The organism is Salinibacter pepae, from assembly GCF_947077775.1.
GTDB classification, from domain to species: domain Bacteria; phylum Bacteroidota; class Rhodothermia; order Rhodothermales; family Salinibacteraceae; genus Salinibacter; species Salinibacter pepae.
In genome coordinates this window covers 442,306-468,011 of the sequence record NZ_CAMTTE010000001.1, presented here as the reverse complement: position 1 = coordinate 468,011, position 25,706 = coordinate 442,306, and the positions used below count along the sequence as shown (strand labels likewise).

At 67.0% G+C, this 25,706-nt stretch carries 26 protein-coding genes; 20 read left to right on the top strand and 6 right to left on the bottom strand.

Going from position 1 to position 25,706, the window contains the following annotated elements; all coding sequences use genetic code 11:
• Nucleotide 1 precedes the first annotated feature (1 nt).
• Complete coding sequence (locus OJA40_RS02085) at nt 2-1,390, top strand: deoxyribodipyrimidine photo-lyase (RefSeq protein WP_208427519.1); 1,389 nt, start codon at nt 2-4, stop codon at nt 1,388-1,390.
• Between the two features lie 17 nt (nt 1,391-1,407).
• Nucleotides 1,408-1,629, top strand: a complete 222-nt coding sequence (locus OJA40_RS02080; RefSeq protein WP_011404497.1) for a hypothetical protein — start codon at nt 1,408-1,410, stop codon at nt 1,627-1,629.
• Nucleotides 1,630-1,651: 22 nt separating this feature from the next.
• Here OJA40_RS02080 and OJA40_RS02075 read toward each other — a convergent pair whose 3' ends face one another.
• Together OJA40_RS02075 and OJA40_RS02070 are read right to left on the bottom strand one after the other, a co-directional pair.
• Nucleotides 1,652-2,140, bottom strand: coding sequence for a hypothetical protein (locus tag OJA40_RS02075; protein WP_208427520.1), 489 nt, complete (start codon nt 2,138-2,140; stop codon nt 1,652-1,654).
• Between the two features lie 107 nt (nt 2,141-2,247).
• Nucleotides 2,248-2,481, bottom strand: a complete 234-nt coding sequence (locus OJA40_RS02070; RefSeq protein WP_208427521.1) for a hypothetical protein — start codon at nt 2,479-2,481, stop codon at nt 2,248-2,250.
• A 235-nt stretch (nt 2,482-2,716) separates the two neighbouring features.
• On the opposite strand from OJA40_RS02070, the gene OJA40_RS02065 reads away from it, so the two are divergent.
• The 3 genes from OJA40_RS02065 (at nt 2,717) to dacB (ending at nt 6,555) form a co-directional block, all read left to right on the top strand.
• Nucleotides 2,717-3,229, top strand: coding sequence for a hypothetical protein (locus OJA40_RS02065; RefSeq protein ID WP_263809862.1), 513 nt, complete (start codon nt 2,717-2,719; stop codon nt 3,227-3,229).
• A 212-nt stretch (nt 3,230-3,441) separates the two neighbouring features.
• Nucleotides 3,442-4,959, top strand: a complete 1,518-nt coding sequence (locus OJA40_RS02060; RefSeq protein WP_263809861.1) for a M20 family peptidase — start codon at nt 3,442-3,444, stop codon at nt 4,957-4,959.
• A gap of 42 nt (nt 4,960-5,001) precedes the next feature.
• A complete protein-coding gene (dacB, locus tag OJA40_RS02055; protein ID WP_263809860.1) occupies nt 5,002-6,555 on the top strand; it encodes a D-alanyl-D-alanine carboxypeptidase/D-alanyl-D-alanine endopeptidase in 1,554 nt (517 codons plus the stop codon).
• Nucleotides 6,556-6,602: 47 nt separating this feature from the next.
• On the opposite strand, the gene OJA40_RS02050 is transcribed toward dacB, so the two are convergent.
• On the bottom strand, nt 6,603-7,148 hold the full coding sequence (locus tag OJA40_RS02050; protein WP_208425184.1) for a spore maturation protein: 546 nt from the start codon (nt 7,146-7,148) through the stop codon (nt 6,603-6,605).
• A 48-nt stretch (nt 7,149-7,196) separates the two neighbouring features.
• Nucleotides 7,197-8,195 carry a nucleoside recognition domain-containing protein gene (locus tag OJA40_RS02045; RefSeq protein ID WP_263809859.1) on the bottom strand — a complete coding sequence of 333 codons (999 nt, stop codon included), beginning with the start codon at nt 8,193-8,195 and terminating at the stop codon, nt 7,197-7,199.
• 181 nt (nt 8,196-8,376) lie between these two features.
• Between OJA40_RS02045 and OJA40_RS02040 the strand changes: the two genes are divergently transcribed.
• From OJA40_RS02040 to OJA40_RS02005, 8 genes are all read left to right on the top strand, one after another.
• On the top strand, nt 8,377-9,357 hold the full coding sequence (locus OJA40_RS02040; RefSeq protein ID WP_263791533.1) for an aspartate kinase: 981 nt from the start codon (nt 8,377-8,379) through the stop codon (nt 9,355-9,357).
• A 75-nt stretch (nt 9,358-9,432) separates the two neighbouring features.
• Nucleotides 9,433-10,461 carry an NAD(P)H-dependent amine dehydrogenase family protein gene (locus OJA40_RS02035; RefSeq protein WP_263809858.1) on the top strand — a complete coding sequence of 343 codons (1,029 nt, stop codon included), beginning with the start codon at nt 9,433-9,435 and terminating at the stop codon, nt 10,459-10,461.
• A 52-nt stretch (nt 10,462-10,513) separates the two neighbouring features.
• On the top strand, nt 10,514-11,212 hold the full coding sequence (locus OJA40_RS02030; protein WP_208425182.1) for an RluA family pseudouridine synthase: 699 nt from the start codon (nt 10,514-10,516) through the stop codon (nt 11,210-11,212).
• Nucleotides 11,213-11,308: 96 nt separating this feature from the next.
• Complete coding sequence (hemF, locus tag OJA40_RS02025) at nt 11,309-12,292, top strand: oxygen-dependent coproporphyrinogen oxidase (protein WP_263808171.1); 984 nt, start codon at nt 11,309-11,311, stop codon at nt 12,290-12,292.
• 129 nt (nt 12,293-12,421) lie between these two features.
• The gene (gene hemH, locus OJA40_RS02020) at nt 12,422-13,765 is read left to right on the top strand and encodes a ferrochelatase (RefSeq protein ID WP_208425181.1); all 1,344 of its coding nucleotides are present in this window, start codon (nt 12,422-12,424) and stop codon (nt 13,763-13,765) included.
• Between the two features lie 54 nt (nt 13,766-13,819).
• Entirely contained in the window at nt 13,820-14,392 is a 573-nt protein-coding gene (locus OJA40_RS02015) for a class I SAM-dependent methyltransferase (protein WP_208425180.1), read from the top strand.
• A gap of 81 nt (nt 14,393-14,473) precedes the next feature.
• Nucleotides 14,474-15,790 carry a glutamate-1-semialdehyde 2,1-aminomutase gene (gene hemL, locus OJA40_RS02010; RefSeq protein ID WP_208425179.1) on the top strand — a complete coding sequence of 439 codons (1,317 nt, stop codon included), beginning with the start codon at nt 14,474-14,476 and terminating at the stop codon, nt 15,788-15,790.
• Nucleotides 15,791-15,832: 42 nt separating this feature from the next.
• Nucleotides 15,833-17,104: an MFS transporter gene (locus tag OJA40_RS02005; protein ID WP_208425178.1), complete on the top strand. Its 1,272-nt coding sequence runs from the start codon at nt 15,833-15,835 to the stop codon at nt 17,102-17,104.
• Between the two features lie 106 nt (nt 17,105-17,210).
• Here OJA40_RS02005 and OJA40_RS02000 read toward each other — a convergent pair whose 3' ends face one another.
• Nucleotides 17,211-17,483 carry a hypothetical protein gene (locus tag OJA40_RS02000; RefSeq protein WP_208425177.1) on the bottom strand — a complete coding sequence of 91 codons (273 nt, stop codon included), beginning with the start codon at nt 17,481-17,483 and terminating at the stop codon, nt 17,211-17,213.
• Between the two features lie 212 nt (nt 17,484-17,695).
• Between OJA40_RS02000 and OJA40_RS01995 the strand changes: the two genes are divergently transcribed.
• Genes OJA40_RS01995 through OJA40_RS01985 form a run of 3 tightly spaced genes read left to right on the top strand, consistent with a single transcriptional unit; the run spans nt 17,696 to nt 19,968 of the window.
• Nucleotides 17,696-18,607, top strand: a complete 912-nt coding sequence (locus OJA40_RS01995; RefSeq protein WP_208425191.1) for a universal stress protein — start codon at nt 17,696-17,698, stop codon at nt 18,605-18,607.
• A 16-nt stretch (nt 18,608-18,623) separates the two neighbouring features.
• Complete coding sequence (locus tag OJA40_RS01990; RefSeq protein WP_208425176.1) at nt 18,624-19,553, top strand: universal stress protein; 930 nt, start codon at nt 18,624-18,626, stop codon at nt 19,551-19,553.
• Nucleotides 19,554-19,581: 28 nt separating this feature from the next.
• Nucleotides 19,582-19,968 carry a hypothetical protein gene (locus tag OJA40_RS01985; RefSeq protein WP_208425175.1) on the top strand — a complete coding sequence of 129 codons (387 nt, stop codon included), beginning with the start codon at nt 19,582-19,584 and terminating at the stop codon, nt 19,966-19,968.
• Here OJA40_RS01985 and pyrF read toward each other — a convergent pair.
• Nucleotides 19,937-20,797, bottom strand: a complete 861-nt coding sequence (gene pyrF, locus OJA40_RS01980) for an orotidine-5'-phosphate decarboxylase (RefSeq protein WP_208425174.1) — start codon at nt 20,795-20,797, stop codon at nt 19,937-19,939. The two genes, OJA40_RS01985 and pyrF, sit on opposite strands and share 32 nt — an antisense overlap.
• A 297-nt stretch (nt 20,798-21,094) precedes the next feature.
• Between pyrF and OJA40_RS01975 the strand changes: the two genes are divergently transcribed.
• The 4 genes from OJA40_RS01975 to OJA40_RS01960 all read left to right on the top strand — a co-directional run bounded on the left by OJA40_RS01975 (nt 21,095) and on the right by OJA40_RS01960 (nt 25,698).
• On the top strand, nt 21,095-23,206 hold the full coding sequence (locus tag OJA40_RS01975) for an acyl-CoA dehydrogenase family protein (RefSeq protein WP_208425173.1): 2,112 nt from the start codon (nt 21,095-21,097) through the stop codon (nt 23,204-23,206).
• A gap of 249 nt (nt 23,207-23,455) precedes the next feature.
• Nucleotides 23,456-24,184, top strand: coding sequence for an amino acid kinase family protein (locus OJA40_RS01970; RefSeq protein WP_208425172.1), 729 nt, complete (start codon nt 23,456-23,458; stop codon nt 24,182-24,184).
• Nucleotides 24,185-24,348: 164 nt separating this feature from the next.
• Nucleotides 24,349-24,540: a histone H1 gene (locus tag OJA40_RS01965; protein ID WP_011404475.1), complete on the top strand. Its 192-nt coding sequence runs from the start codon at nt 24,349-24,351 to the stop codon at nt 24,538-24,540.
• A gap of 267 nt (nt 24,541-24,807) precedes the next feature.
• The gene (locus OJA40_RS01960; RefSeq protein WP_263809857.1) at nt 24,808-25,698 is read left to right on the top strand and encodes a DUF3078 domain-containing protein; all 891 of its coding nucleotides are present in this window, start codon (nt 24,808-24,810) and stop codon (nt 25,696-25,698) included.
• Nucleotides 25,699-25,706 lie beyond the last annotated feature (8 nt).

The window sequence follows — 25,706 nt, the reverse complement described above, 5'->3', positions numbered from 1 at the left end:
CATGAGCCTTCTTCCTGACCGCATCCAGCCGCTAAACGACACGGGCGTTCAGGAGGGCGCCCGGTACGTCCTGTACTGGATGGAGCAGTCGCAGCGGGCCCAGCACAACCCAGCCCTGGAACGGGCCCTCCACCATGCCAGCGAGACGGGCCTGCCGCTGCTGGTTGTGTGCGGCGTCACGGACGATTTTCCGGAGGCCACCCTTCGGCACCACACCTTCCTTCTGGAGGGCCTCCAGGAAACCAAACAACGCCTCGCCGACCGCGGGCTCAAGCTGGTCGTGCGTGAAGGGGCACCGGACGACGTGGCCCTCGAGTACGCCGGGGCGGCCGCGGTCCTGGTCACCGACCGCGGGTATCTCCGTCACCAAAAGCAGTGGCGGGCCCGCGTGGCGGAGGAGGCCCCCTGTCGGGTGGAGCAGGTGGAAGGCGATGTGGTGGTGCCCGTCGAGACGGTCACCGACAAGGCGGAGTACGCCGCCCGGACCATCCGGCCGAAGATCCACGAGCACCTAGAGCGGTGTCTGAAGCTGCCGGAACCGGTGCCCGTGGAGACCCCCTCCCTCGACCTGGACATCGATTCAGGACGCTCGCTCGACGACATCGAGGCCGTCACGAACCAGATGGATCTCGACCGGCGCGTGGGGGCGGTTTCCGACCTGTATCCGGGCGGCGTTTCCGAGGCCGAGGCCATCCTGGACGATTTTCTCGCGGAGCATCTGGACGGGTACGACGAGAACCGCAACCAAATCCACTCCCACGCGGTCTCGCACATGAGCAAGTACCTCCACTACGGGCAAATCTCGCCCGTGTGGCTGGCCCAGCAGGTGCGCCGGGCCGAGGGCCCGGAGTCGGACATCGACTCCTACATCGAAGAGCTCGTGGTTCGGCGCGAGCTGACGATGAACCACGTCCACTTCCGGCCCGACACCTACGACTCGTACACGTGCCTGCCGGAGTGGGCCCGTGAAAGCCTGGCCGAACACGCCGACGACGAGCGTGAGTACGTCTACAGCCTGGACGAGCTGGAGGACGGGACCACCCACGACCCGTACTGGAACGCGGCAATGAAAGAAATGCGGGAGACCGGCTACATGCACAACTACATGCGCATGTACTGGGGCAAGAAGATTTTGGAATGGTCCCCCGATCCGAAGACGGCCTACGACCGCACGCTTCGGCTCAACAACCGGTACTTCCTCGACGGACGCGATCCCAATTCCTTCGCGAACGTGGCGTGGGTGTTTGGGCTCCACGACCGCGGGTGGAAGGAACGGCCCGTGTACGGAAAGGTGCGGTACATGAGCCAGGGCGGCCTGGATCGGAAGGCCGATCCGGACGCCTATGTTGAGAAGGTAGACCGTCTTGCGACGGTCGCGCAATCTGCGTAGCCACCGCTGCAACCGTCATGACCAACGACACGAAGGAAACCCTCTTTCCGATCACCTACGCCAGTGCGGTCTTCTTCTACGCGTGGGCAATCATTTCCCTCTGGGTGGGGCCTGATCGGGGCCTGACCGGCGACTGGTACCTCGTTCTTGGGGTCATTCCTGCGTTTCTCGGGGTGACGAGCACCGTGATGGCCCTTGCGCTTCACCTGGAGCTCCAGGACGGAGACTCGGCAAGCTAGGGCAGGCCCCGCTCGGCCGTGTCTACGCCGTGGACCGTGTCGACGACTTCTCGGACTGGATCCAGGCCGGATTGAGGCCGCCGATAATGGAGCCGTAAACGAGGTGAAGCAGGAGCGTCGCGACGATGTACTTGGCCGCCGAGCCGAGATGGAGGGGATCGCTCGCGGCGAGCGTGTGGCCCGAGCCCCCAATTCCGAAGACGCCCCACCCGATGAGCGGGGAATAGATGAGCATCATGAAGGCCCAGAGGCCCGTGGCGAGATAAATGCCTCGTCGAACGTTTGCGTCAGATCCGTACAGGCCCACCAGCACCAGGGACCAGGTGGCCCCGTAGCCGAGGTGAACGAGAAGCGGGAGGGGGCCTGTATTCAGCCCGAGTTGCTCCAAGAAGGCAGCGGACGGGGGAAGGTTGAAGGGGGCGATGCCCGTTCCGTGAATGCCGAGCATCATGAGCAGAAACATCACGAGGCTTCCGAGGACGCCGACGAGAATCGACTTGAGCCACTTCACGGAAGGGCGACAGGCTGTGAGTACGAGGACGAGCGTTTAGCGGGCGTCGCTACCGCCTTTGGTGGAGACTGCACCGCACCGTTACGCGCCTGCCCCCCTGGTCCGATCTACTGAAGAGACAGGCCGACCGCGGAGGGGGAAAAGTGTAGCACGTACCCGCAGTACTCACACACCACATTGATGCGGGGGACCGTCGAAGAACTGTCCCCATCTGTCGAGAGGAGGGTCACCTCTTCCTGCACCGTCATGTTGGCGGCGCCGCAGATGGGGCACTGTGGCGGCTGGGCCCGGGACTTGAGGTGACTGGCTACTGCACGTTGCTGTTCTAGGGTCAGAGGCATATCGAGGGAAGGAGGAGGGGGGAGAAAAGGTGACAGGCTTTCAGGAACGCGCCTGTGGGCGAAGAAACGTGAGTCGGTTCACAGGTCCTTTGCCGGGCTCCTGCCATTCGGGCAGGGTTCTCTGCCTGGCATTGCTTTTGGAAGGCAATACCACTGCGTGCGTCGGGTCGTTGCTCGGCCGCCGAAGATGTTTGAACATTTTCGCCCCGTTTGCTCTCACAACCTACAGTCCGGTATGGTTGCCCAGCAGCACTACCAGCGTCTGAAGCATCTCTACTCGGCCGCCTCTTCGGAGCAGGCCACCGGCCCCGTGGACATCTCCTACGGATACGCCGAGGTGGTGGGTGCGATTGACGGAGAGACGGACCGCGCCGTGGTCCCCCATGTCCCCCACCAGCAACTCTTGGCTGACGTCGCGTCCCTGGCAGCGGGCTCAGTCGAGAAAGAGGGGCGACTTTCGTTGGAGCGCTTCAACATGAGTGTCAGCCAGCCCGATTATCAGGGATCGGTCCAGGCCAACGCAGAGGTGGTGCTTGCGGAGCCGCCCCGCTACCACGTCCGGGCCACCCTGTTTGGCGAAGAGGGGAACGAGATTGCGGAGGCGCTGGCGTTCTTTGAGCCGAGTGGGGAGGCGCTGCCCCCCGATCCCGCCCCGGAGGCCGACGCCGAAGCCGACGGGCCCGCGCCGCCTCCCGCCCCGTTCATGCCCGTCCACGTGACCCGGTATGGGTCGCTGTGTCTGAACTAGCGTCGGGGGGGAGGAAAGGCGACTCTCCAAACAGACCGAACACGATGGGAACGGGGCTTGGCCGTGTACGGCCGCGTGTCCGACGGCGCAACGGGATGCGGAGGAGAGACACCCGCAGTGCAGAGATCCGAGCACAGGAGGATCGCCTCGTTCGGAACTTGTGCCCAGGCGGGTCGTGGCGAACGCCGGCACTGTGACTCCGTCGTTCCGACATGCCCCGCATGCTCCCCGACTGGCTCCCCGGACCGTATCTCCTGATCGGCACCGGACTGGCGCTCGGGGCTGTGCTCGCCGTCGTCGCGGTCCGGACCAGCCAAGTCGAGTCGCGCCAGACAGAGACGGAGCCGGTGGACCCGGCGGTCGCCGCCGATGCCCCCCGGCGGCTTGCCGAGGCCCTCAAGATCCGAACCATCACCCAGCGGGATCCTGCGAAGCTCGACTCGGCGGCGTTCCGCGACTTCTATCGGCATGTGGCCCAGGCCTTCCCGACCGTCCACACCGCCCTCGACACGATGCACGTCAACGGGCTGAGTCGCCTCTACACCTGGAGGGGAAGCGACCCATCCCTCGCGCCGATTGTGCTCATGGCGCACGTCGACGTGGTGCCGATCGAAGACGCCTCGGCCTGGACGCACCCGCCGTTCGGGGGGCGGATCGCCGACGGATACGTGTGGGGGCGCGGGGCCCTGGACGACAAGGCGAGCGCCCTCGGCATCCTGGAGGCCATCGAGGCCCTGCTGAATCGGGGCGTAACGCCGCGGCGGACGGTGCACGTGGCGCTGGGGCACGACGAAGAGGTGGGCGGGGCGCGGGGCGGGCGCGCCCTGTCCGAGCGAATTACGGCCGGAAACGCCTCCCCGGCACTGGTGGTGGATGAAGGAGGGGCCATTGCGCGGGGCGCGCTCCCCGGCCTGACGGACCCCCTTGCGGTCGTAGGGGTGGCGGGCAAAGGGTTTTTGAGCGTGGCGCTTACGGCCGACGGGCCGGGGGGACACTCGTCCGTGCCGCCGTCTCGGACCAGCATCGAGGGGCTCAACGAGGCGCTGACCCGGTTGCGGGCCAACCCGCTGCCGTCCCGCCTCACGGGCGTGGCGGGCACCATGTTCGACTACCTCGCGCCGGAGGTGACGCTTCCGATGCGGACGATGCTGGCAAATCGGTGGCTCACCACCCCAATCCTGCGAGCCGTACTGAACCGCCGCCCGGCGACCCGGGCCGCAATCCGGACGACGACCGTGCCGACGCGCCTTGACGCCGGGGTGAAGGACAACGTCATTCCGACGGAGGCCCGGGCCGTGGTCAACTTCCGGATTCTGCCGAGCCAGTCGGTTGGCGAGGTCGTGGCCCACGTCCGGCGCGTCCTGGACGGGCTGTCCGTCCAGGTGGAGCCGATCCGGTCGACCTCCCCCCCGTCGGTGTCGGCGATCGACACGCCGGCGTTCCGGATGATGCAGCGAACCATCGGGCAGGTCACGGCGGATTCGGTCGTCGTGGCCCCCTACCTCCTGCCCGGGCGCACGGACAGCGGCTACTACGCCGACGACAGTGACGCCGTGTACCGATTCGTGCCGTACCAGCTCGGGCCGGACGACCGGAGCCGCATCCACGGGGCCAATGAGCGCATTGCGGTCGACGACTACCGGACGGTCGTCCAGTTCTACACGCAGCTTATCCGCAACGCCGATCGCCTCCCGGTAACGCGCACGTCCGGCGCCGAGCCGGACGGCTGACGGCCTCCCGTCCATCTCCTCTGACCCATCAACACCACGTCCATGTCGCGATCCGGTTTGCCGTTCGGAAGAAGTGCGGGGCTCCTTTTTGGGCTTTTGATGCTCGTCGTGGGGGCGGCGAAAGCGGCCGTCGCCCAACCGGCCACCGAGCCGCAGTCGACCCGGGCGTACATCCGGTCCGTCGTCACCGACACGATCGAGGCCGCCCCGTACACGGGCGCACTCTGGGGCATTGAGGTGACCAACCTGGAGACGGGCGAGCGCCTGTTTCAGCACAATCCGGAGCACCTGTTCACGCCCGCATCCAACACCAAGCTCTTGACCGCGGCCGCCGCCCTCCGCCGGCTGGGCCCCTCGTACCGGTACGAGACGGGGCTGTACGTGGACGGGTCGGTGCGGAACGGCGTCCTGCGCGGGAACCTGATCGTGCGGGGGAGTGGGGACCCGACGCTGGGCGGCTACGCGCAGCGGGACGACCCCACGGCGGTCTTTCGGGACTGGGCGGACTCGCTGCGGGCGGCCGGCATCACGCGCATCGAAGGCGACATTTTGGGGGACGACAATCCGTTCAGCGACGTGCCGCTCGGGGACGGGTGGAGCTGGAACGACGTGCCCTACGCGTACGCCGCGGAGATCAACGGGCTCGTCTTCAACGGCAACACGATTGACCTGGAGGTGCGGGGCCGCCAGGTGGGGGCGCCCGGCCGCGTTGCCTGGTCGCCCTTCGAGACCGATTACGTTCGGGTCCGCAATCAGAGCCGAACGGTGCCGCGGGACTCGACGTCCGACGAGGACTACGACCGTCCCTTTTCGGAGAACACCTTCACGGTCCGCTCGCGAATCCACCCGAACGAACTTCAGGAGGAGACCCTCACGATCACGGAGCCGACGAAATACTTCACCCACACGCTGCGGTCCGTGCTGCTCCGGGAAGGCATTTCGGTAGGGGGGCAGGGGCGGGACGTGGACGATTCGCCCCTCACGCCGCGCTACGAGGCCGACTCGGTGCGGCGGGTTGGAACGTACCGGTCGCCCCCGCTGCGGGAGGTCGTGCAGACGATGAACCACGAGAGCCAGAACCTGTACGCCGAGCAGCTCCTCCGCACGCTCGCAGTGGTGGGGCCGCCGGACACCACCGCCGACGACCTCACGGCGGGATCGGCGGCACTTGGTGCCCTGGCCGTGCGCACGGAGCTGTCGGAGGTGGGCATCGACACCAGTCGGGTGCGGGTCGTGGACGGCTCGGGCCTCTCGCGCAAGAACTACGTGCGGCCCCGTGCCATGACCCGGCTCCTCGTGCACATGTGGAGCGAGGCGCCGTCCGACCGCCGCGCGGCGTTCTACGACTCGCTGCCGACGGGGGGGCGAGAGGGCACCCTTGAATACCGGTTCCCCCGAGGCGCCGCGGCCCGGAACGAGGTGCGCGCCAAAACCGGCACGTTGACCGGGGCCAGTGCGCTCAGTGGATACGTACGCACCCCCCGCGGCACGCCGCTCGCCTTCGTGATCTTCTGCAATCACCACCTGGCCGACGCCGAGGACGTGCGGGCCGCCCAGGATGCCATCGTGAACGCGCTGGCCGAACGGCCCCTCTGACACTCCCCCCATTCGTCCTGGGGCGGGACGCAGACCGGATTCCTGCGCTATCCGAATAGCAACTGCACCATGTACACCGACGCGAGGAAGCCGACGAAATCGGCAAAGAGGCCGGCGGGGACGGCGTGGCGCGTATCACGGATGTTGACGGCGCCGAAGTAGACCGCGATGACGTAGAAGGTGGTCTCGGTGGAGCCGAACATGGTCGCGGCCATCTTCACCACGAGGGAGTCCTCGCCGTACTGGTTGATCATGTCGGCCACGAGGCCCGCGGAGCCGGAGCCCGTGAGGGGCCGCACGATGCCCATCGGCAGGACCTCGGCGGGCACGCCGATGACGCCCAGCACGGGGTCGAGCACGTTCACCAGGTAGTCCATGGCGCCCGAGGCCCGAAACATCCCGATGGCGAAGAGGATGGCGATCAGGTACGGAATGATGGTCACGGCGACGTCGAAGCCCTCCTTGGCGCCCTCGACAAACACCTCGTAGACCCGGACGCCTTTGAGGAGGCCGTAGAGGGGAAAGCCGACGAGCAGGGCCGGCAGCACGAAGGCCGACAGCACGCCAACGGCAGAGCGGATGGTTTCAAGCATGGCGGCAGAGGGGGGGGCGTGTATAGGGGCAGAAGGGCGAGTCGAGAATTACTCGTCCGGGTCTTCGGCGTCGGCGGTGCGGTGCGGGGCCGTCGCCCGAAAGTACGGAAGCCGGTGAAGGGCCAGGGTGCCGAGAATGCCGGCGACGGTCGAGCAGAGGGTCGCCAGTGTGATGGAGAAGAAGAGTTGGTTGATCTGCAGGCCCATGATGGCCACCAGGAGCGAGGGCGGGACGAGTTGTACGCTCGAGGTGTTGAGCGCCAGCAGCATCACCATGTCGTCGCTCGCCTTCTCGTCCGACGGGTTCAGCTCCTGCAGGTCCTCCATGGCCTTAATCCCCAGCGGGGTCGCCGCGTTGCCCAGCCCGAACACGTTCGCCAGTAGGTTGAGGCTGATGTTGGCGAGGGCCGGGTGATCGTCCGGCACGTTGGGAAAGAGGGGGCTCAGGATGGGCTGGACAATGCCGGTGAGGGATTCGATGAGCCCCGCCTCCTCACCGATCTTTACGAGGCCCAGCATGAGCCCGAGGACGCCGATGAGGCTGAGGGCGAGCGAGGCGGCCGTCTCCGCAAAGTTGAGGGCCGCCTGCGCGATGTCGTTTAGTTTGCGAAAGCGAACCGGCTCGAACTGAAGGGCGGTCTCGGTCCGGCCCACCCCGGCGGTCGTCCGGGACGTCCCCTGGAGGGCGCCGCGGAGGGCTGGATTGTCGTCCGTCGCGTGGAACGACTGAATGGTGGCGAGCGGCTCGGGAAGATCGGCGTCCGGGTCGAACTCCACCTTTCGGCCCTCCTGGGTCTGCACGAGCGTGCCGGCATAGACCGGGTCCGGCGCCGCATTCACGCCGTACACGTCCCGGTACGTGGCCGAGTCGATCCGAATCTCGACCGGCTGACGACGCGCGTCCGGCGCGTAGCCGTCGGGGAAGTGGAGCGCGACCGGAAGGGCGGTCTCGTTCCGGAACCGGTTCTCGACCAGCTCCTGGGTGTCGACGGTCAGGGCGAAGAGCAGGCTCCCAATAATGAGCCCACTCCAGATGTAGTTGAGCATGGGCACGTGGCGTCGTGGGGCAGGCACGAATCGCTTCTCATCATACGGACTGCCGGCCGGAAGAGAAATGAACGGGGCGGCGGGGTGGGGGGCAGGGTGCGGCCGAGAACACAGGAACACTGCCCGAAAATCGGTGGTTGCAGGGCGCGGTGTCTTGTTGCCTGGAGCCCGTTGTGAATCTGTGCCCGATTCGTCACCCCCGCCGCCAGACGTCCCGGAATCGCCCCTCGTGGTGTTCAAGTTTGGGGGAACGTCGGTGGGCCGGCCGGACCGATTCCGGACGGTCGTGCAACTGATCCGGGAGGCGGCCGCCGAGGGGCGTGTCGTCGCCGTCGTGTCGGCGCTCTCGGGGGTGTCGCGACAGCTGGCGAGTGCACTTGAGGCGGTGTCGACCCGGGCCGACGGCGCGACGGCAGTGGAGGCCCTGACCGACACGCTCCGGACCCGTCACGCCGAGCAGGCGGAGGCGGTGTTGTGTGCAGGCCGGAAGCGCACCTACGAAGCGATCCTCGACGAGCGGCTGGACGCCCTCCGACGTGCGTTCGATCGGGTCGAGCAGGACGCAGATGTCCCCGCGGCCCGGGACGCGGTGCTCGCCGTGGGGGAGCAGCTCTCGGTGCCGATGGTTACCCTTGCGCTCCGTGACGCGGGCCTCCACGCCCCGCGGTGCGACGCGACCGACCTGGTCGTGACGGATGATACCTTCGGGGCGGCCCAGGTACAGCACGACGCCACGTCCGAACGGGTGCGCGCCTGGTACCGGTCGCTGGACCCGGCGGCCGTGCCGGTGGTGGCCGGGTTCATCGGGGCCACGGAGGACGGCAGGCCCACGACCCTCGGATTTGAGGGGAGCGACTACTCGGCGGCCCTCGTCGCAGCGCTGCTCGGGGCGCAGGGGCTTACCCGGTACACCGACGTCGATGGGATTTACACCGACGATCCGGACGCGAACGAGGCGGCCGAGCGGGTTGACCACCTGTCGATGGAGGCGGCCCTCGCACGCAGTGCGTCGGGCGGGCTCGGGATGCACCCCAAAACGCTACGCCCGCTTGCTGACGCAGGCATTCCCATGCAGGTGCGGTCCATCGTCGCGCCGGACCGGCCGGGCACCCCGATTGTGCCGGCCGACGGCACCGCCGACGCGCTCTGGCCGGCGCCGTAACACGCTGGGCCCCTGCTCCATGGGGCATCGAGCGTGCCCCCTGTACAGTCCCCTCTCCAAACAGCCATTCGTCTCGTGCCGACCGATTCCCTTCGTGTTCTCCAGTACGGCCTCGGCCCCATCGGGCAGGCGGCCGCCCGGACGGTGCTCGAAAAGGAGCCCCTGACCCTCGTCGGGGCGGTGGACATCGATCCGGCCAAGGCGGGGCGCGACGTTGTTGATCTGATCGACGGTGAGGCCGCGTCCACCGGCGTTCACGTATCCGACGAGGCCGAATCAGCCCTGGCCGACGGGGCGCCCGACGTCGTGCTCCACACCACCACCTCGTTCCTGGAGGGGGTGACGGACCAGCTGGTCCAGTGCGCCCGGGCCGGGGCCCACGTCGTGTCCTCCACCGAGGAGCTTTCGTTTCCGTTTCGCCGATCGCCCGACCGGGCCGAGCGGCTCGACCGGGTGGCGCGAGAGGAGGGCGTCACTGTCGTGGGGACGGGGGTAAACCCCGGCTACGCCATGGACGTGGTGCCCCTCATGGCGACGGCGGGCTGCACCGACGTGCGGGCCGTACACGTCGAACGGGTTGTCGACGCGGGGGAGCGCCGCGACCCGCTCCAGGCCAAGGTGGGGGCCGGGCTCTCCCCGCAGGCATTCGCGGACAAGAAGGCCGGGGGAGGCTTTGGGCATATCGGCCTCCGGGAGTCTTTACACATGATGGCGGACGGGCTTGGGTGGTCGCTGGGGGGCGTCGAGGAGGAACTTCGGCCGGTCCGGGCCGACGCCCCGGTGGACACGGGGTACCGGCGGGTCGAGCCCGGGGCCGTGGCGGGCATTCACCACACCGCCGAGGGGCGGGTCGACGGCGAGTCCCGGCTTACTCTTGACCTTAAGATGTTCGTCGGGGCGGACGCGTCCTACGACGCGGTGACGGTGGACGGGGACCCGCCCATCGACCTCCGGTTCCAGGGGGGAATCTTTGGGGACACCGCCACGGTGGGCATGCTGGTGAATATGGCCCCGCGGGTCGCTGATGCCCCGCCCGGGTTGCACACCATGGCCGACCTGCCCGTCCCCCGCGCCTTCGCGACGGGTCCTGCGGCGGATGCTTGAGAACCACGAGGCGCCCGCATGAGCCGCTACGTTCAAATCCCCGGTTGGTCTCGTGACCATTCTGCACCGCGATGAGCACCTTTTGGTCGTCAGCAAGCCGCCCGGACTGCTTGCCCAGCCCGACCAGACCGGCGATCCGGACGTCGTCTCGCGCGGCAAAGAGATGCTGTCCGGCGAGACGGAAGGGGCGCCGTTTCTTGGGCTGGTGCACCGGCTCGACCGGCCCGCCTCGGGGGTGATGGTTCTGGCACGGTCGCCGGAGGCCGCCCGAGAGCTGTCCCGGCAGTTTCGGGAGCGGCTGGTCGAGAAGCGGTACGTGGTGGCCGTGGAGGGCACACTTCAGGGCATCGGGGCGTGGACGGACTACATCGCGAAGCCCGACCGGCAGCCCCGGCTCGTCGATCCCGATCATCCCGAGGGCAAGCGGGCCGCCCTCGACTGGCAGGTGCTCGAATCGAGCCGTGCCCGTACGCTCCTCCAGGTGACGCTTCAGACCGGGCGCCCGCATCAGATCCGCCTTCAGGCCGCAAGCCGGGGCCACCCGGTGGTGGGGGACGACCGGTACGGCGCGTCGGATTCGCTGCCGGACCGTGCCGTTGCACTGCACCATGTTCTCCTGCGGGCCGACCATCCTGCCCGCCCGCGCCGCGAGACCTTCGTGGCGCCGCCCCCGACGCACTGGTCGGGGGTGCTCACCGACGGCATGAACACGGTGCTCCACCGGATGCTCGACCGCGAGCAGCCGTCCTGACAGCCAGGGGCAAGAGGGGCAAGAAGCGTCGGCTGTCCCGGGGCCCGGTCCGTCACGCGTCTTCCGATCTCTCCGAACGAATTGCAGTCTACGATCATGGGCGATGATTTCGACCGTCTCGAGACCCTCCGCGAGGACCCGCGGGACGACCTTCCGATGGCACACCGCATGAAGCGGTTCGTGGAGGCCTTGCAGCTCCGAATGACCCGGGCCTTCGACGACCTCGACCCGGGGGCGTCGTTCGAGGTGGATCGCTGGTCCCGGGACGAGGGCGGCGGCGGCATCACGGCGGTGATCGAGGGGGGCGACGTATTTGAGAAAGGGGGCGTGAATACCTCCGCGGTCCACGGCCCGCTGCCGGAGCGGATGGCGCGCGAGTTTGACGTCGAGGAGGCCCCCTTCTACGCCACGGGCCTCTCCCTGGTGATGCACCCCCGCTCGCCGTACGTCCCCACCGTCCACGCCAACTTCCGGTATTTTGCGCTGGGCGACGACCTCATGAATCCGCTGGACCAGTGGTTCGGCGGCGGGGCCGACCTTACGCCGTACTACCCCCGCCTCGACGATACGAAACACTTTCACGGGGTGTGGAAGGAGGTGTGTGATCGCCACGAGGGGGCCGACTACGCCGCCTTCAAGGCCAAGTGTGACGACTACTTCTATCTGGACCATCGAGACGAGGCGCGGGGCGTGGGCGGCATCTTTTACGATTACCTCCGCGAAGATCCGGAAGGGCTGTTTTTCTTCACGCGGGAGGCCGGCCGCGCCTTTCTGGAGTCGTATCTTCCCATCGTGAAGCGACGCAAGGACACGGCCTATGGGCAACAGGAAAAGGCGTACCAACGCATCCGTCGGGGGCGGTACGTGGAGTTCAACCTGGTGTACGATCGAGGGACCAAGTTCGGGCTGGAGTCCGACGGCCGCACGGAGAGCATTCTCATGAGCATGCCGCCGCAGGTGCAGTGGCCGTACGACTATACGCCAGAGCCGGGCACGCCCGAGGCCGATGCGCAGTGGTACTTCACGGCTCGGGATTGGCTTTCGGTGACGGAGGCCGAGGCGCCGGATAGTACCACGTGAAGACCCTGCTGAGAGGGTGTTTTAGGGTGAATTTCAACGCGTCGCGGGAACGGGACGGAGGGCCCAGCGCTCAATTTACCGCTGTCATCATGTCCCCAACGTCGGCCCTTGAGTGTACGCTCGGCCCGTATGACTCCACTCGACATTCTTCGTGCCCATGAGCCCGGTCAGTGGACGCGTCCCGAGGATTGTGCCTCCCGAACCCCCCTCCCGATTGACGCGGGCGACCGCGTGGGCGTCGTGCTGTTCAACCTAGGCGGGCCGTCGACCCTGGGGGAGGTCGAGCCGTTTCTGTACCGCCTGCTGATGGACCCGCTTCTCCTTGATGTTCCGGTGGGGGGGCGGATGCGTCGATGGCTGGCCAGGTCGGTCGCCTACCTTCGGGCCGGAACGCTCCGTGAGCACTACGAGCTCATCGGAGGGGGCTCGCCCGTCCCGCGGCTGGCCCGGGAGCAGGCCACGGTGCTCCAGGACCACCTCCACGCCCGCTACGGAGACCCGGCCGGTGTGGGGGTTCGCGTGTACTCGGCGATGCGGTACGGGCGTCCGTTCCCGGAAAAGGTGGCGGCCGACATGGCGGCCGACGGGGTGGACAAGGTTGTGCTGGTGCCCTCGTACCCACAGTACGCCGCCGGCACGACGGGCTCGGCGCTTGCGTACTGGAAGGCGCTGGGGGCGAGGGGGGAGCGTCCGTCCTGGCCCACGACCGTCGTGCCCGAATACGCCGCTCATCCGAAGTACGTGCAGGCCGTTTCGGAACGGATCGACGAGGCCCTGCAGCGGTTCCCGCGACATGTGCGCGAGGAGGTCGCACTCGTCTTCAGTGCGCACGGCTCGGTGTTCAACGCGCAGGGGCCGCGCAAGCCCCCGTACTGCTGCCACGTGCACTCGACCGTGGATCGGGTGATGCAACACCGAGGGCGAGACCGGCCCTTCCGCACGGCCTTCCAAAGCCTAATTGGGCCGAACCACTGGGTCACGCCCTCGACCCCGGACACAATTGCCGCCCTCGCCGAGCAGGGCCACCGCGCAGTGCTGGTCGTTCCCATTGCCTTCGTGACCGACCACGTCAACGTCCGCTACGACCTCGACGTGGACGTGCGCGAGACGGCGTCGGCACACGGGGTTGACCACTTCGAAGTGACGGCCGGCCTCAACACCCATCCGCTGTTCATTGAGGCACTCGGGGAGGCCACCATGGCTCAGCTCGACGTGCCCATCGACACGAACCAACGCCACCACAGAGAGGACGGCCACGCCCAGACCTACCCACTCCGGCCCCTTCAACAGCTTCCGCGCCACAAAGTGACCCGCGACGGCGCCTGCCCGACCTGTGGACGGCAGTGGGGGGCGCGACGATGGACGCATCCCGACCGCCCGACCCAGTCGGCAACCGCCACCGACCGCCCCGCCTCGCCCCCCGACGAACGATCAAGTCCCCTCGCAGAGTCGCGGTCGAAGGAAGACCCGTAGCGGTTTGTCTGGGGGCGGCCCAGTATATTTTCCGCACTCACCTGCTCGCCGACGATGAGCCTTTCGCCGTCCGACGAATTGTTGCGCACCCTGGCACCCGTTCCCGTCTCCAGTCCCATTCTGGACCTGGGATGTGGGGCGGGGGACCACACCGAGGCCCTTCTGCGCCTCGGGTTTCCCGTCCACGCCTGCGACCCCCGGCCGGACGCGGTGCAGGACACGCAGGCCGTCGTTCGCGATCTGGTCGATGCGGAGACCGCAGAGACGTGCGTCCAGCAGCTCTCCCTACAGGGGCTCGACGAGCTGGAGGCGACCTTCGACTGGGTCATTGCCGACCGGACGGAGGCCCTGGTCGACTCGCCGGCCGACCTCGCAACGCTCCTGAACAAGAGCCAGAATTTGCTGGCGCCCGGCGGATGGGTGTATCTCACCGTTCCGGCGACGACGGATGGCCCCGACGGGGCGTCCCACGACGACACTGTAACTCGTTTTGCACCGGCGGACCTCGACGCCGGGGCTTTGGATATAGCACTGGTGGAGTCCCGAGCCCCATCTCGCGTCGAAGAAAACGGAGAGGTTCGGGTTCACGCCCTCTACCGACACGTAAAGCGGCCGACCCCCGAATGAGCGCGGCCGAGACGCTGCGCCACAGGCCCACGACGACTCCCCCCTGCTCGTCACTGTTTGACCGACCACGCCACCGATGCCATGGAAGTTGCTCCCTCCGACGTTGACCTGCGGACCAGCCGCCGGTTCTACGAGCGTGCTCAGCACTCCATCCCGGGCGGCGTGAACTCCCCCGCCCGTGCCTTCGACAGCGTGGGGGGCACCCCGCTTTTCATCGAACGCGCCGAGGGGGCGTACCTGGAGGACGCCGACGCGAATGAGTACCTCGACTACGTCGGCTCCTGGGGCCCGATGATTTTTGGGCACTCCCACCCAGACGTGGTGGAGGCGGTCAAGGATCAGGCCGAGGCGTCCACCTCCTTCGGAGCCCCCACCGAGATTGAGATCGAGGTGGCCGACCTGGTCTGCGACCTCGTCCCGTCCGTCGAGAAGGTGCGGATGGTGAACTCGGGCACGGAGGCGACCATGAGTGCCGCCCGACTGGCGCGAGGGTACACGGGCCGCGATAAGATCATCAAGTTTGAGGGCAACTACCACGGCCACGGCGACTTCTTCCTGATTTCCGCCGGCAGTGGGGCGATGACCCTCGGCAAGCCCGACTCGCCCGGCGTGACCGACGGCAACGCAAAAGACACGCTGCTGGCCCAGTACAACGACCTGCGTCACGTCCAGCGGCTCGTGGAGGCCAATCAGGGGGAAGTGGCCTGCATCATCGTGGAACCGATCGCCGGCAACATGGGCTGCATCCCGCCGGAGCCCGGATTCCTGGAGGGGCTGCGGGAGCTGTGCGATGCCCACGACATCGTGCTCGTCTTCGACGAGGTCATGACGGGCTTTCGGGTGGCGCCGGGCGGCGCCCAGGAGCGCTACGGCGTGATTCCGGACCTGACCTGCCTGGGCAAGATCATCGGCGGCGGGCTGCCGGTCGGGGCGTACGGCGGCAGGCAGGAGATCATGGACTACGTGGCCCCGACGGGGCCGGTCTACCAGGCCGGGACCCTGAGCGGCAACCCCCTGGCCATGCGGGCCGGGCACGCCATCCTCTCAAAAATTGCCGCGGAGAAGGATCGCATCTACGACCAGCTAGAGGACTACGCGGAGGCCCTGCAGACGGGCACGAAGCACAACCTCGACGCGCTGGGGCTGGACTACACGACGCATCAGGTGGGGGCGATGGGGAGCCTCTTCTTCACGGACGCGGAGGTGGTAGACCAGGACACGGCCCAGACCGCGGACACGGAGGCCTATGCCGCCTACTTCCACGCCATGCTGGAGGAGGGGATTTATCTTCCCCCGTCCCAGTTCGAGGCGATGTTCTACGGCACGTGCCACGGCGAGGACGAGCTGGAGACGACCCTGGAAACCCAGCGCCGTGCCCTCAAGCGGGTCCACTCGTAGCAGGCCGCCCCCGCCACTTCCTCTCGCGTCTTCGAGCCGAACATGGACGACCGTACGTCTTCTGGGGGGCAGCTTTTCGGGGTTGATCGGCGCGTGCTTGCGCTTGCCCTGGCCCGCATGGCGGACGCCGTGGGCAACTCGTTTCTCATCATCGTGCTGCCGCTCTACGTGGCGAGCGAGGCGGTCGGGGGGCGCATCTTTGGCGTTCCCGCCTCGATGGTCGCGGGCGTCGTGCTGGCACTGTTTGGCATCGCGAGCAGCATCGCACAGCCGCTGGCCGGGCGCCTGTCCGATCGGGCCGGCCGCCGAAAGGTCTTCGTGATCGGTGGGCTCGTGGTCCTCGGGGCCATCAACCTGGCGTTCGCCGCGGCCACGGCCTACTGGCACCTCTTCGTGCTGCGGGTGGTCCAGGGCCTCGCGGCGGCCTTCACGATCACGGCGAGCCTGGCCATCGTCAACGAGCTGAGCGACGCGGGCAGCCGGGGCGGCAACATGGGCGTGTACAACTCCTTCCGCCTCATCGGCTTCGGGGCCGGTCCCCTCTTGGCGAGCGTGCTCCTTGAGATGGGGCCGTTCGCGATGCCGGGCGGGGCGGAGGTGACGGGGTTCGAGGCGACGTTCGCCGTGGCCGCGGCCACGGCCTTTCTGGGAACCGGCCTCGTGGGGGTGCTCGTGCAGGATCCCGAGGGCACGGCCCCCACGGAGCGGCGCCTGGCCCTCCGGGTCTGGGACCGGTCGGGATCGGGATGGCGGCTCGACACCATCTTCGCGTTGGGGGTCGCGACCCTCATCATGGCAAGCTGCATGGCGCTGCTGTCCGCCATCGAGCCGGAGGTGAATGCCCGGCTGGGGCAGGGGCCGTTCCTGTTTGCGGTCGAGTTCGTGGCCCTCATCGCGGCCCTCGCGGCCCTGCAGCCCGTGGTGGGACGGGCCAGCGACCGGATGGGGCGCAAGTGGTTCATCGTGCTCGGGCTGATGGGACTCGTCCCCACCACGCTGCTACAGGGCGTCGTCGAAGCGCCCTGGCAGATGATCGTGGTGCGGATGCTACAGGGCGGGGCGGGCGCACTGGTGTTTGCCCCGGCGCTGGCCCTGGCGGGCGACCACACCGAGCAGGGACAGTCCGGGGCACAGCTGGCCGTCCTGACCGTGGCGTTTGGGCTGGGCATCTCATCCGGCCAGCTGATGGCGGGCTTCTTCGTATCGTTCGGGTTCATCGTGCCGTTTGGGATTGGCAGCCTGCTCGCGGTGGGGGCCGCGGTGTTGGTGGGCACGCAGGTCGACGAGGCCGAGCCGGCCCCGTCTGCGGCGTAACCAGCCCGCTCTGGGTGCGCCAAGGGGCACCCAGTCCAATAAAGAAGCCCGCCCTGAGCCGGGGGCGGCTCCGAGCGGGGCCATCCAGACGCAAGCGGGGGAGGCGTTACTCCTCCGTCCGCTCCAGAAGAAGATCCGTCAGCTTTTCAAACTCGTCTCGTTCAAACGAGAGGCTGTACTTTCCGGGCTCCTTGTCCTCCCCCACTTCGGTAAGCGGCTCCACGTCCGAGGACTGGACCACCTCAATGAAGTCCTCGGATTTCATCTCGAAGGCCCCGGCAAAGTCCTCGGCCGTGGCGGCGTAAATGCCACCGTACGACTTGATCTCGCCCGTCGAAAAGTCTTCGGCGTCCTGCGGCTTGAAGCTAACTCCACGCATGAAGGCGGTCTGGGTTGGTGGTCGTCATGGTGAACCGTTTGTTTTGGAGATCAATTGATTGTCCGATAAAAAGTTTCTCTTCTCGGCAGGGCATCGGCCGGCTGCACGGAGTGCCCCGTCAATGGCGGCCCGCTACCAGACGTGGCCTTCACATTCTGAAAGAGCTTCTTTACATTCTAAAGAGTCAACCCTCCCAAACACAGCGGGCCGTGATGCTCTCCATCCGCCGAATTCTCTGGCCAACCGACTTTTCGAAAGGGGCCGACCGGGCGTTCCCACATGCCGCGGCCCTCGCGTCCTGGCACGAAGCGGAGCTACACGTGCTCCACGTGACGGAGGGCCGATCGGGAAACGCGTCGGAGGCCGACATCCCGATTCCCACGTCCACCCTGTCCGCGCTTCTGTCGGGGGACGGGGACCCTCCGCCGCACGTTGACCTGGACGCCCTCACACTCGTGCAGGAGCAGCGGGAGCATCGGTCGCCGCCCGAGGCGATCGTAGGGTACGTCGAGGAGCAGGAGATTGACCTTGTCGTGGCGGGCACGCGCGGGCGACGCGGCCTCCAACGCCTGCTTATTGGCAGCGTGGCCGAGGAGGTGCTCCGCACGGCCCCCTGTCCGGTTCTCACGGTGCGGGGGGCGGCGGACAGGGCCCCGGCCTGGGCCGTGCGCAACATCCTCGTGCCCGTGGACTTCTCGGACGCCTCGCTGGAGGCGCTCCGGCACGCGAAGGAGCTGGCCCTGACCTACGGGGCACAGATCACGCTGCTTCACGCGGTGGAGGAAGTGGTCTACCCGTCCGCCTACGGGGTGGAGCCCGCCAATCTGCCGGGGCCGCAGGTCATCGAACGGGTAGAAGGAAGCCTCGCCGAGCTCGTCCAGGCCGAGGTCGGGTACGAGCACGCCACCGTCGAGGCCAAAGTCGGATACGCCCCGTCCACCATTCTGGATTACGCCGAGACGAACGAGGTAGACCTCGTGGTAATTGCCACCCACGGCCGAACGGGCCTCGAGCGGATGCTACTGGGAAGTGTGGCGGAGCGGGTGTTGCGCCGCGCCCCTGTTCCTGTGTTCACCGTCCCGTCCTTCGGGAAATCACTGCTCCCGGCGTCCGACGACTCCTAATCCCCCTTGCGTTGTGATGGCCCACCGCATCCTGGTTCCGACAGACTTTTCGCCCAGTGCCGAGGCCGCGCTGGCCCACGCCGTGTCGCTGGCCGATCGGTTCGGGGCCCCCCTTCACCTGCTTCACGTCGTGCACCAGACCAACACCGACCTGTACGGGCTGGGCACTGCGGAGGCGCACACCGATCGGCTGCGCGAAGAGGCGGAGGCGAGTGCCCGAGCCCAACTCGCGGAGCTCGCCCCCGAGAGGGCGTCGCAGGAGGTGCATACGGCCGTCGCCCAGGACCCGGACGGAAGCGTGGCCGGTGCGATCGAGGAATACGTGCTCGATTCCGAAATCGACCTCGTGGTGATGGGCACGCACGGCCGCCGGGGGCTTGGGCGCCTCGTGCTGGGCAGTGTCGCCAACCGGCTCGTGCGGCGCGAGGTGGTCCCGGTCCTCACGGTCCGGCGGGGGGAAAACGGAGCGACGCCGCCGGTAGCGTACGACAACGTCCTGGCGCCCATTGACTTTTCGGATCACTCGAAGACGGCGCTGCGCCGGTCCAAAGAGGTGGCCTCGCGGTGCGGGGCGACACAGCACCTTCTGTTCGTCGCCGAGACGCGCGTGCAGCCCACCTTCAGTGACACGGGCATTCCGGGGGTAAGCGTTGTGGAGATGGATCCGGAGATTGTGGCCAACGCGGAGGAGGCCCTCGATGAATTGAACGCGTCCGTGGGCGGACCGGGGGTGCCCACCGCCTGTCACGTGGAGGCGGGCGGGGTTGCACAAACCATTGTTGACGTTGCGGACGCCCGCGAGGCAGACCTGATCGTGATGGCCACGCGCGGGCTGACCGGCATCGACCGGTTCGTTCTGGGCGGCAATACGGAACGTGTTCTGCGCACCGCCCCGTGCCCGGTTTTGGCCGTCCCCGCCTCCGTGGACGGGGCCCCCAACGCCTAATCGTCACTGCTCCCAACACCCTTTGCCCATGCTCCCCGACGAGTCTATCGACGAAATCAAAGCGGCCGTCCAGGCGTGCGACGACGCCCGGGCGGCCCTCGTGGGCGCCCTGGACGACGCCGACGCGACGGACGACGCCCCGGCCGACCCGGCGGCCCTGAAGCCCGTGGGCCAGGCGCTTGCCGACTGGCGGGACGCGCAGGCACGGTTCATGGCCGCGGTGGAGGCCGCCGACGCCTCCGACCCCGCCACTACGGCGCTGCTCCTTAAGACGAACCACGGGGTCGATGCCTCCAACGCGCGCTGCGGCATTCCGGGAACGGACGTGGAGGGGGCGGACCAGCCGTTTCCCCTCGATCTGACGGGGGCAAAGGGCATGCTGGTCACGCAGGCGGCGACGCAGCACCTCGACTAGAGGACGCTCCGCCGTTGAGGGCGTCGCGGAGCGCGCGCGCGGCATCGGCGGCGGCGTCGGCATAGTTGGGCCCCTCGGAGGCGTAGAGGATGCTGCGGCTCGAATTGACGAGTACAGGTCCGTCGTCGGTCGCCGCCGCGTCCATGACGGCCGCCGCATCGCCCCCCTGCGCCCCGACGCCCGGGACCAAGAACGGAAGGGACGGGCACAGAGACCGGAGGTCCTGCAGCGCCGCTGGGGCCGTCGCACCGACCACGAGGCCGGCATCCCCGGGGGCGTCCGCATTCCACGCCTGCACCCGCCGCGCCACGTGCCGGTAGAGGGGGGTGCCGTCGCAGGTGCAGGCCTCCTGCAGGTCGGCGGCCCCGTCGTTGGAAGTGCGGGCGAGGACGAACGTGCAGGTGCCCTCGTGCTCCAGAAAGGGCATCGCACTGTCCCGGCCTAGGTACGGCGAGACGGTGCAGGCGTCCAGCCCCAGCTCCTCGTAGATCGACGCGGCGTAGTGGCGGGCCGAGTGGCCGATGTCGCCGCGCTTGGCGTCGCCCAGCACCAAGCAGTCGTCGGGGATTGTCGTCACCACCTGGTCCAGGACGGTCAGGCCCGCCGGGCCCAAGGCCTCGAAGAACGCGAAGTTGGGCTTGAACGCGCAGGCGTAGGGGGCGGTCGCCTCCACGATGGTCGTGCAGAAGGCGCGTACGGCGTCCGTGCGGAGCCGGCCGTCTTGGAGAGAGGGCGGAAACCGCGCGGGGACGGGGTCGAGCCCCACGCAGACGGCCGTCTCTTTCTGGGACTGAAGGCGGCGGAGGCGGCGGGAGAAGGAAGTCGACATGCATCTGCCAGACTGATCGGGAGGACGTGCCGTCCAAACGTAGCGGTTTGGTCGGGCGCACGCAACCCCCCCGTCCGGTCCAAAAAGGCCCTGAGAATTCCGATTTGGGGAGGGCCTGTGGAAGGAACCGAATGCAAACAGACAATTATTAGCTTTGAGCCTTAGTGGAAGCCCTTTCAAAGTGCCCCTCGGACACAATGGGGCCCGGGAAATGTCGCTTCGGACTCCCGTTGGGTATCGTTGGCCGACGTCCGCCGACGCCCTTCACGTCTCGCACACAAACCACTCCGACCAACCATGGCAGATCAAGGACTCAGTGACATCAAAGGGGTCTCCGAAGAGGACCAGAAAATGATTGAGAACATCGAGACGATGATGGGCCCCGAGCCGGAGGACATGGGGTTTATCAAGAACGCCTTCTGGGGGCGCCTCCGCGACGACCTCTTGTTTCCCTACCCCCAGGAAGGAGACGAGGAGCGAGAGCGGTGTGATGCCCTGCTGGAGGAGCTCGAAGCGTACCTGGAGAACGAACACCCGCGGGTCGAGATCGACCAGGAGCAGTACATTCCGGAGTGGGTGATCGACCGGCTGTTCGACATGGGTGTAATGGGGATGATCATCCCGGAGGAATACGGGGGGCTCGGGCTCGGGGTCACGAGCTACAACCGGGTGCTGGAAATGATCGGTCGCTACTGCGCGTCCACGGCCGTGATGGTGTCGGCGCACCAGTCGATCGGCTGCAAGGCGATCGTGATGTTCGGAACGGAGGAGCAGAAGGAAAAATACCTGCCCCTCGTCGCCCGGGAGGAGCTGAGTGCCTTCTGCTTGTCGGAGCCGAACGTGGGGTCCGACGCGGCGGCGCAGGAGTCCTTTTCCGTGAAGACGGACGACGGCGACTACATCCTGAATGGCGAGAAGAAGTGGTCCACCTCGGGCGCCATGAGCGGGCTGTGCACCGTTATGTGCAAGAACATGGTGCCCAACCCCGAGACGGGCGAGCTGGAGCAGCAGGGCGTGAACGCGCTCATCGTGACGCCGGACATGGACGGGGTGGAGGTGTTTGAGAACAACCGCGCGAAGACCGGCATCCGCGGGACGTGGCAGGCCCGTTTCCGCTTCAACGACGTCCGCGTGCCGGCGGAGAATGTCCTCCACGAGGAGGGCTCGGGCCTGAAGGTCGCGCTCTCGTGCCTCAACTACGGACGGTGCACGCTCAGTGCGGGCGTCACCGGCGCCGCCAAGGCGGCGCGGGATCAGGGCATCAAGTGGGCCCAGACGCGCTACCAGTTCGAGCGGCCCCTGGCGGATTTTGAGCTCGTGAAGCAGAAGATCGCCCGCATGTCGGCGGTGACCTACGCGATGGACGCCATGCTCTACATGATGACGGGGCTTCTCGACCAGGGGGAGGACGACATTATGGTAGAGACGGCCATCACCAAGGTGTTTTGCTCCGACTTCGGGTGGAACGTCATCGACGAGGCGCTGCAGGTCATGGGCGGGGAGGGCTACATGACCGAACACGAGCTGGAGCGGGCGTGGCGCGACAACCGCATCCACGGCATCGTGGAGGGCTCCAATGAGGTCATGCAGTCCTTCATCTTCGCGTACGGCGGGAAGCAGCTCGCCGAGAAGATGGTGTCGATCCAAGAGGCGCTGCTGTGGGACTCGGACGAGTCGATCGGCGACAACCTCTCGCGCATCCTGACGGCCGCAACCACGCCGGCGGTGATCCAGAAGGCCCTGCCGATGGGGGCCCAACTGTTCCTCGGGCTGAAGCCGCGTGCGCCCGAAATCAACGGCGTCCACCCGGCCCTTCAGGAACAGGCCGACACGCTTGCGTCGCTGGTCCAGAAGCACTCCCACTACTTCAAGCTCGTAAGCAAGTGGGAACGGGAGGACGTGGTAAAGCACCAGGCCCAGCAGGCCCGTGTGGCGGACAATGCCATCTACCTCTTCGCGCTCGCGTCGTCGCTCTCAAAGATGGACGACCAGCTTCGCTCCGGCGAGTTCGGGCCGGAATTCGAGCGGGACCGTGCCGCGTTCGAGTACCTCTTCGAGTGGTTCAGGCGCAAGATCCACCGCAACTTCGGCAGGATGCGCGACAATGCGGACGAGAGCATGCGAGACGCCGCGGAGGCCGCCCGTGCGCACAGCGACACCCTGCCCAACGACGACTTCTACATCCACGAGGGCAGCCCCCTGGGGCGCGACGCGGGCAAAGCGCACCCGCAGGAGCACATCCCGCAGTTTGAGGGAGAGGGCGAGGACCCCCGCGCGGTGGACCGCGAACCGGGCGACACCGATGACCTCGACCTCGACGAGATGGTCGACGACATGACCGAGCCGGTGGACCGGGGCGACGGGGCGCCCGAAGAGTCCACCGCGGCACCCAACCCGGAGGACAACTAACCGCCAGGCACCGGCGCGTCGCCATACGGACGAAGCAACACTGCGCAGTGTCGGGGACGGCCCGGCACTGTGCTTTTTTGTTGTGGGCGTGGCAGGGCCCGACGGGGAATGACTGCGCCTTCCCCCCACCAGTCCCCCGCCCATCGCGGACCGGCAGACGCCGCGGGGACGAATCGTGCCGGTGCCGCGTGCATTGGTAGTGTACCGACGCGCATCTTCTCTCGACGCTCCACTGCAGGTCTTCGCCCCATGCAATCCCTCTATCTCGTGTACCTTGATCGGCATCACCTTGGGGACGAGCTCTTCCTCAAATCGTTGGCCCAGCACTTGTCCAATGCGGGGACGGACGCGCCGACCTGCGTTCTGGTGCACGGAAGCGGCGAGAAGGTGGAACGCACCCTGGAGGCGCAGGGCTATTTCCCGGAGCGCAGCGGCGGAGTAATTGACGTGGAGACCGAAGACCAGCGGCGGCTGGTGGAGCGGGCCGTGCGGGAGGTCAACCAGGACATTGTGGCGGCACTCACCGACGAGGTCGTCTCCACCGTAGGAATTCAGGGCGTGGATCGCGGTCTGTTTCGGCTGGGCGACGATGCCTCCCTGCAGGCGGCCAATGTGGGGTGGCTATCGGCCCTTCTCAAGCAACACGTCGTTCCGGTCGTGTCCGCCCTTGTCGAGGCCTCGGACACCGGAACCGTGCACGAAGTGGGGACGGAGGCGGCCGTGCGGGCGTTGGCGCGGGCGCTGGGGGAGGCGTTTGAGCCGGAGATTTGCGTGCTGACGACCGCCGACGTTGCGGGGGTGCCCGACGAGACGGGCGGGGTGCAGTCGGAGATTGAGAGCACGGCCCTGGGCGACCACCCGGTTCCGGAGCCGGCCGCCGTGCGCCGCCTGGTGGAGACGGAGGTGCCGGTCCGGGTCACGAACCTGCAAGGGTTGTTTGGCGGCAGTGCGCCCACGGGGACGCGGGTCCGGCCGTAGCCGCCCCCCGAAGGAGCCCACCGATTGAACCTTCTGACAAATCAGACGCGGACGCAATCGGGACCGTACTCCGGCCGAGATCCGGCTTGACAGCGGCTGAGGGGGCCATTATGTTCTTGCTGCACAATCGAGTCATTCACGCTCACATTTGTTGAGGTTATCGCATGAGTACATTTGAGGAACGCTACAGCGAGCTGTCCGAAACCCTTGAGGGTGCCGAGGAGGACCTGATGAAGTTTTACGAAAAGGGCAACAAGGCCGCCGGCACACGCGCCCGGAAGAGCCTCATGAAGCTGAAGAAGTTGTCCCACGAAATCCGGCAAGAAATCCAGGACATTAAGAACGAAGAGCTTTAGCTTCTCAGGGGCCAATCCGATCCCCCCGACCGCCACACTTCTGGAGCGCACAGGTGGGGCGAATTGGTCACCGATCCGACGTTTCACGTCGCGGAAGAAGCCCTTGCTTTTTGTCGGCAAGGGCTTTTTGCGTTGCGGAGTGGCCTTGACTGCTGGCGGCTGGTCGTAGTGTTGCCGGTTGGTCTCGTTTTATTTTTTTTCTAGCTTTCCGACGCGATGCCCTATCATCTCATTTCTAGCGCCCTCGCAGTCCTTTGTCTCGTCCTGGTGGGAGTCCCCGCTTCGGCCCAGCCGGGACTGCCCTCGCTCCCCAATCCCCAAGAGAGTCCGACCTCCGATACGGCCGATGCGGAGTGGGAGTCAGAACTGACCGGCAAGATTTCCGTCTCGCAGGCCGCGTATCGCAACTGGCAGGAGGGAGGGGTCAACTCGCTGTCGTTTACGACCTCGCTGGACGGGGCCACCGAGCAGAAGGGGGACCGCTGGGCACAGGCGTACAGCGCACGGTTCGCCCTCGGCTACATCAATCAGGAAGACCAAGAGGTCCGAAAGGCGGAGGACCGGATCCGCCTGCAGGCCAACTTGCAGTATCAGGGGGACGGCTTTTTCAACACGTTCAGTCCCACCCTGGCCGGGGACCTTCGGACGCAATTTGCGCCTGGGTTTGCGTACTCCGATAATCCGTATCCCGATGAAGCGGCGCGGAGCGATGAGGACCTTCCCGTCCGGACCTCCTCGTTTTTTGCCCCGGGGACCGTCACGGAGTCGATCGGTCTTACCTACGATCCACTCGATCCGCTCTCGCTCCGGTTGGGCGTTGCCGCGAAGCAGACGGTCGTGGCCGAACCGGACTTTCGGGTCCTCTACGGGGTGGATCCGGACAATCTGGTGCGGTCGGAGGCCGGAGGACAGTTTTCTGCAAACCTGGACCAGCAGCTTTCCGAAAGCATCCGGTACCGGTCGCAACTCGACGTTTTCTTTGCTGTGAACCAGCTCGACAATCCCCCCGATGCCGTCTGGGACAATGTCATCAACCTCCAAGTGAACGACTGGATTACCACGGACCTGGAGTTCGTTGCGCTCTTCGACGAGGACACCTCCAGCGCAATCCAGATCAGGGAGGCCATATCGGTCGGGGTGTCGTTTGCGCTCCTGTAGGCTCCCAG

Excerpts from the sequence above, each read along its gene's own strand:
- OJA40_RS02050 (WP_208425184.1), bottom strand. The coding sequence starts at position 7,148 with ATGCTTGAAACCATCCGCTCTGCCGTTGGCGTGCTGTCGGCCTTCGTG.
- OJA40_RS02065 (WP_263809862.1), top strand. The coding sequence starts at position 2,717 with ATGGTTGCCCAGCAGCACTACCAGCGTCTGAAGCATCTCTACTCGGCC.
- hemH (WP_208425181.1), top strand. The coding sequence starts at position 12,422 with ATGACTCCACTCGACATTCTTCGTGCCCATGAGCCCGGTCAGTGGACG.
- pyrF (WP_208425174.1), bottom strand. The coding sequence starts at position 20,797 with ATGTCGACTTCCTTCTCCCGCCGCCTCCGCCGCCTTCAGTCCCAGAAA.
- OJA40_RS01985 (WP_208425175.1), top strand. The coding sequence starts at position 19,582 with ATGCTCCCCGACGAGTCTATCGACGAAATCAAAGCGGCCGTCCAGGCG.
- dacB (WP_263809860.1), top strand. The coding sequence starts at position 5,002 with ATGTCGCGATCCGGTTTGCCGTTCGGAAGAAGTGCGGGGCTCCTTTTT.
- OJA40_RS01975 (WP_208425173.1), top strand. The coding sequence starts at position 21,095 with ATGGCAGATCAAGGACTCAGTGACATCAAAGGGGTCTCCGAAGAGGAC.
- OJA40_RS02080 (WP_011404497.1), top strand. The coding sequence starts at position 1,408 with ATGACCAACGACACGAAGGAAACCCTCTTTCCGATCACCTACGCCAGT.
- OJA40_RS01970 (WP_208425172.1), top strand. The coding sequence starts at position 23,456 with ATGCAATCCCTCTATCTCGTGTACCTTGATCGGCATCACCTTGGGGAC.
- hemF (WP_263808171.1), top strand. The coding sequence starts at position 11,309 with ATGGGCGATGATTTCGACCGTCTCGAGACCCTCCGCGAGGACCCGCGG.
- OJA40_RS02045 (WP_263809859.1), bottom strand. The coding sequence starts at position 8,195 with ATGCTCAACTACATCTGGAGTGGGCTCATTATTGGGAGCCTGCTCTTC.
- OJA40_RS01995 (WP_208425191.1), top strand. The coding sequence starts at position 17,696 with ATGCTCTCCATCCGCCGAATTCTCTGGCCAACCGACTTTTCGAAAGGG.
- OJA40_RS02015 (WP_208425180.1), top strand. The coding sequence starts at position 13,820 with ATGAGCCTTTCGCCGTCCGACGAATTGTTGCGCACCCTGGCACCCGTT.
- OJA40_RS01990 (WP_208425176.1), top strand. The coding sequence starts at position 18,624 with ATGGCCCACCGCATCCTGGTTCCGACAGACTTTTCGCCCAGTGCCGAG.
- hemL (WP_208425179.1), top strand. The coding sequence starts at position 14,474 with ATGGAAGTTGCTCCCTCCGACGTTGACCTGCGGACCAGCCGCCGGTTC.
- OJA40_RS01965 (WP_011404475.1), top strand. The coding sequence starts at position 24,349 with ATGAGTACATTTGAGGAACGCTACAGCGAGCTGTCCGAAACCCTTGAG.
- OJA40_RS02060 (WP_263809861.1), top strand. The coding sequence starts at position 3,442 with ATGCCCCGCATGCTCCCCGACTGGCTCCCCGGACCGTATCTCCTGATC.
- OJA40_RS02000 (WP_208425177.1), bottom strand. The coding sequence starts at position 17,483 with ATGCGTGGAGTTAGCTTCAAGCCGCAGGACGCCGAAGACTTTTCGACG.
- OJA40_RS02005 (WP_208425178.1), top strand. The coding sequence starts at position 15,833 with ATGGACGACCGTACGTCTTCTGGGGGGCAGCTTTTCGGGGTTGATCGG.
- OJA40_RS02085 (WP_208427519.1), top strand. The coding sequence starts at position 2 with ATGAGCCTTCTTCCTGACCGCATCCAGCCGCTAAACGACACGGGCGTT.
- OJA40_RS02070 (WP_208427521.1), bottom strand. The coding sequence starts at position 2,481 with ATGCCTCTGACCCTAGAACAGCAACGTGCAGTAGCCAGTCACCTCAAG.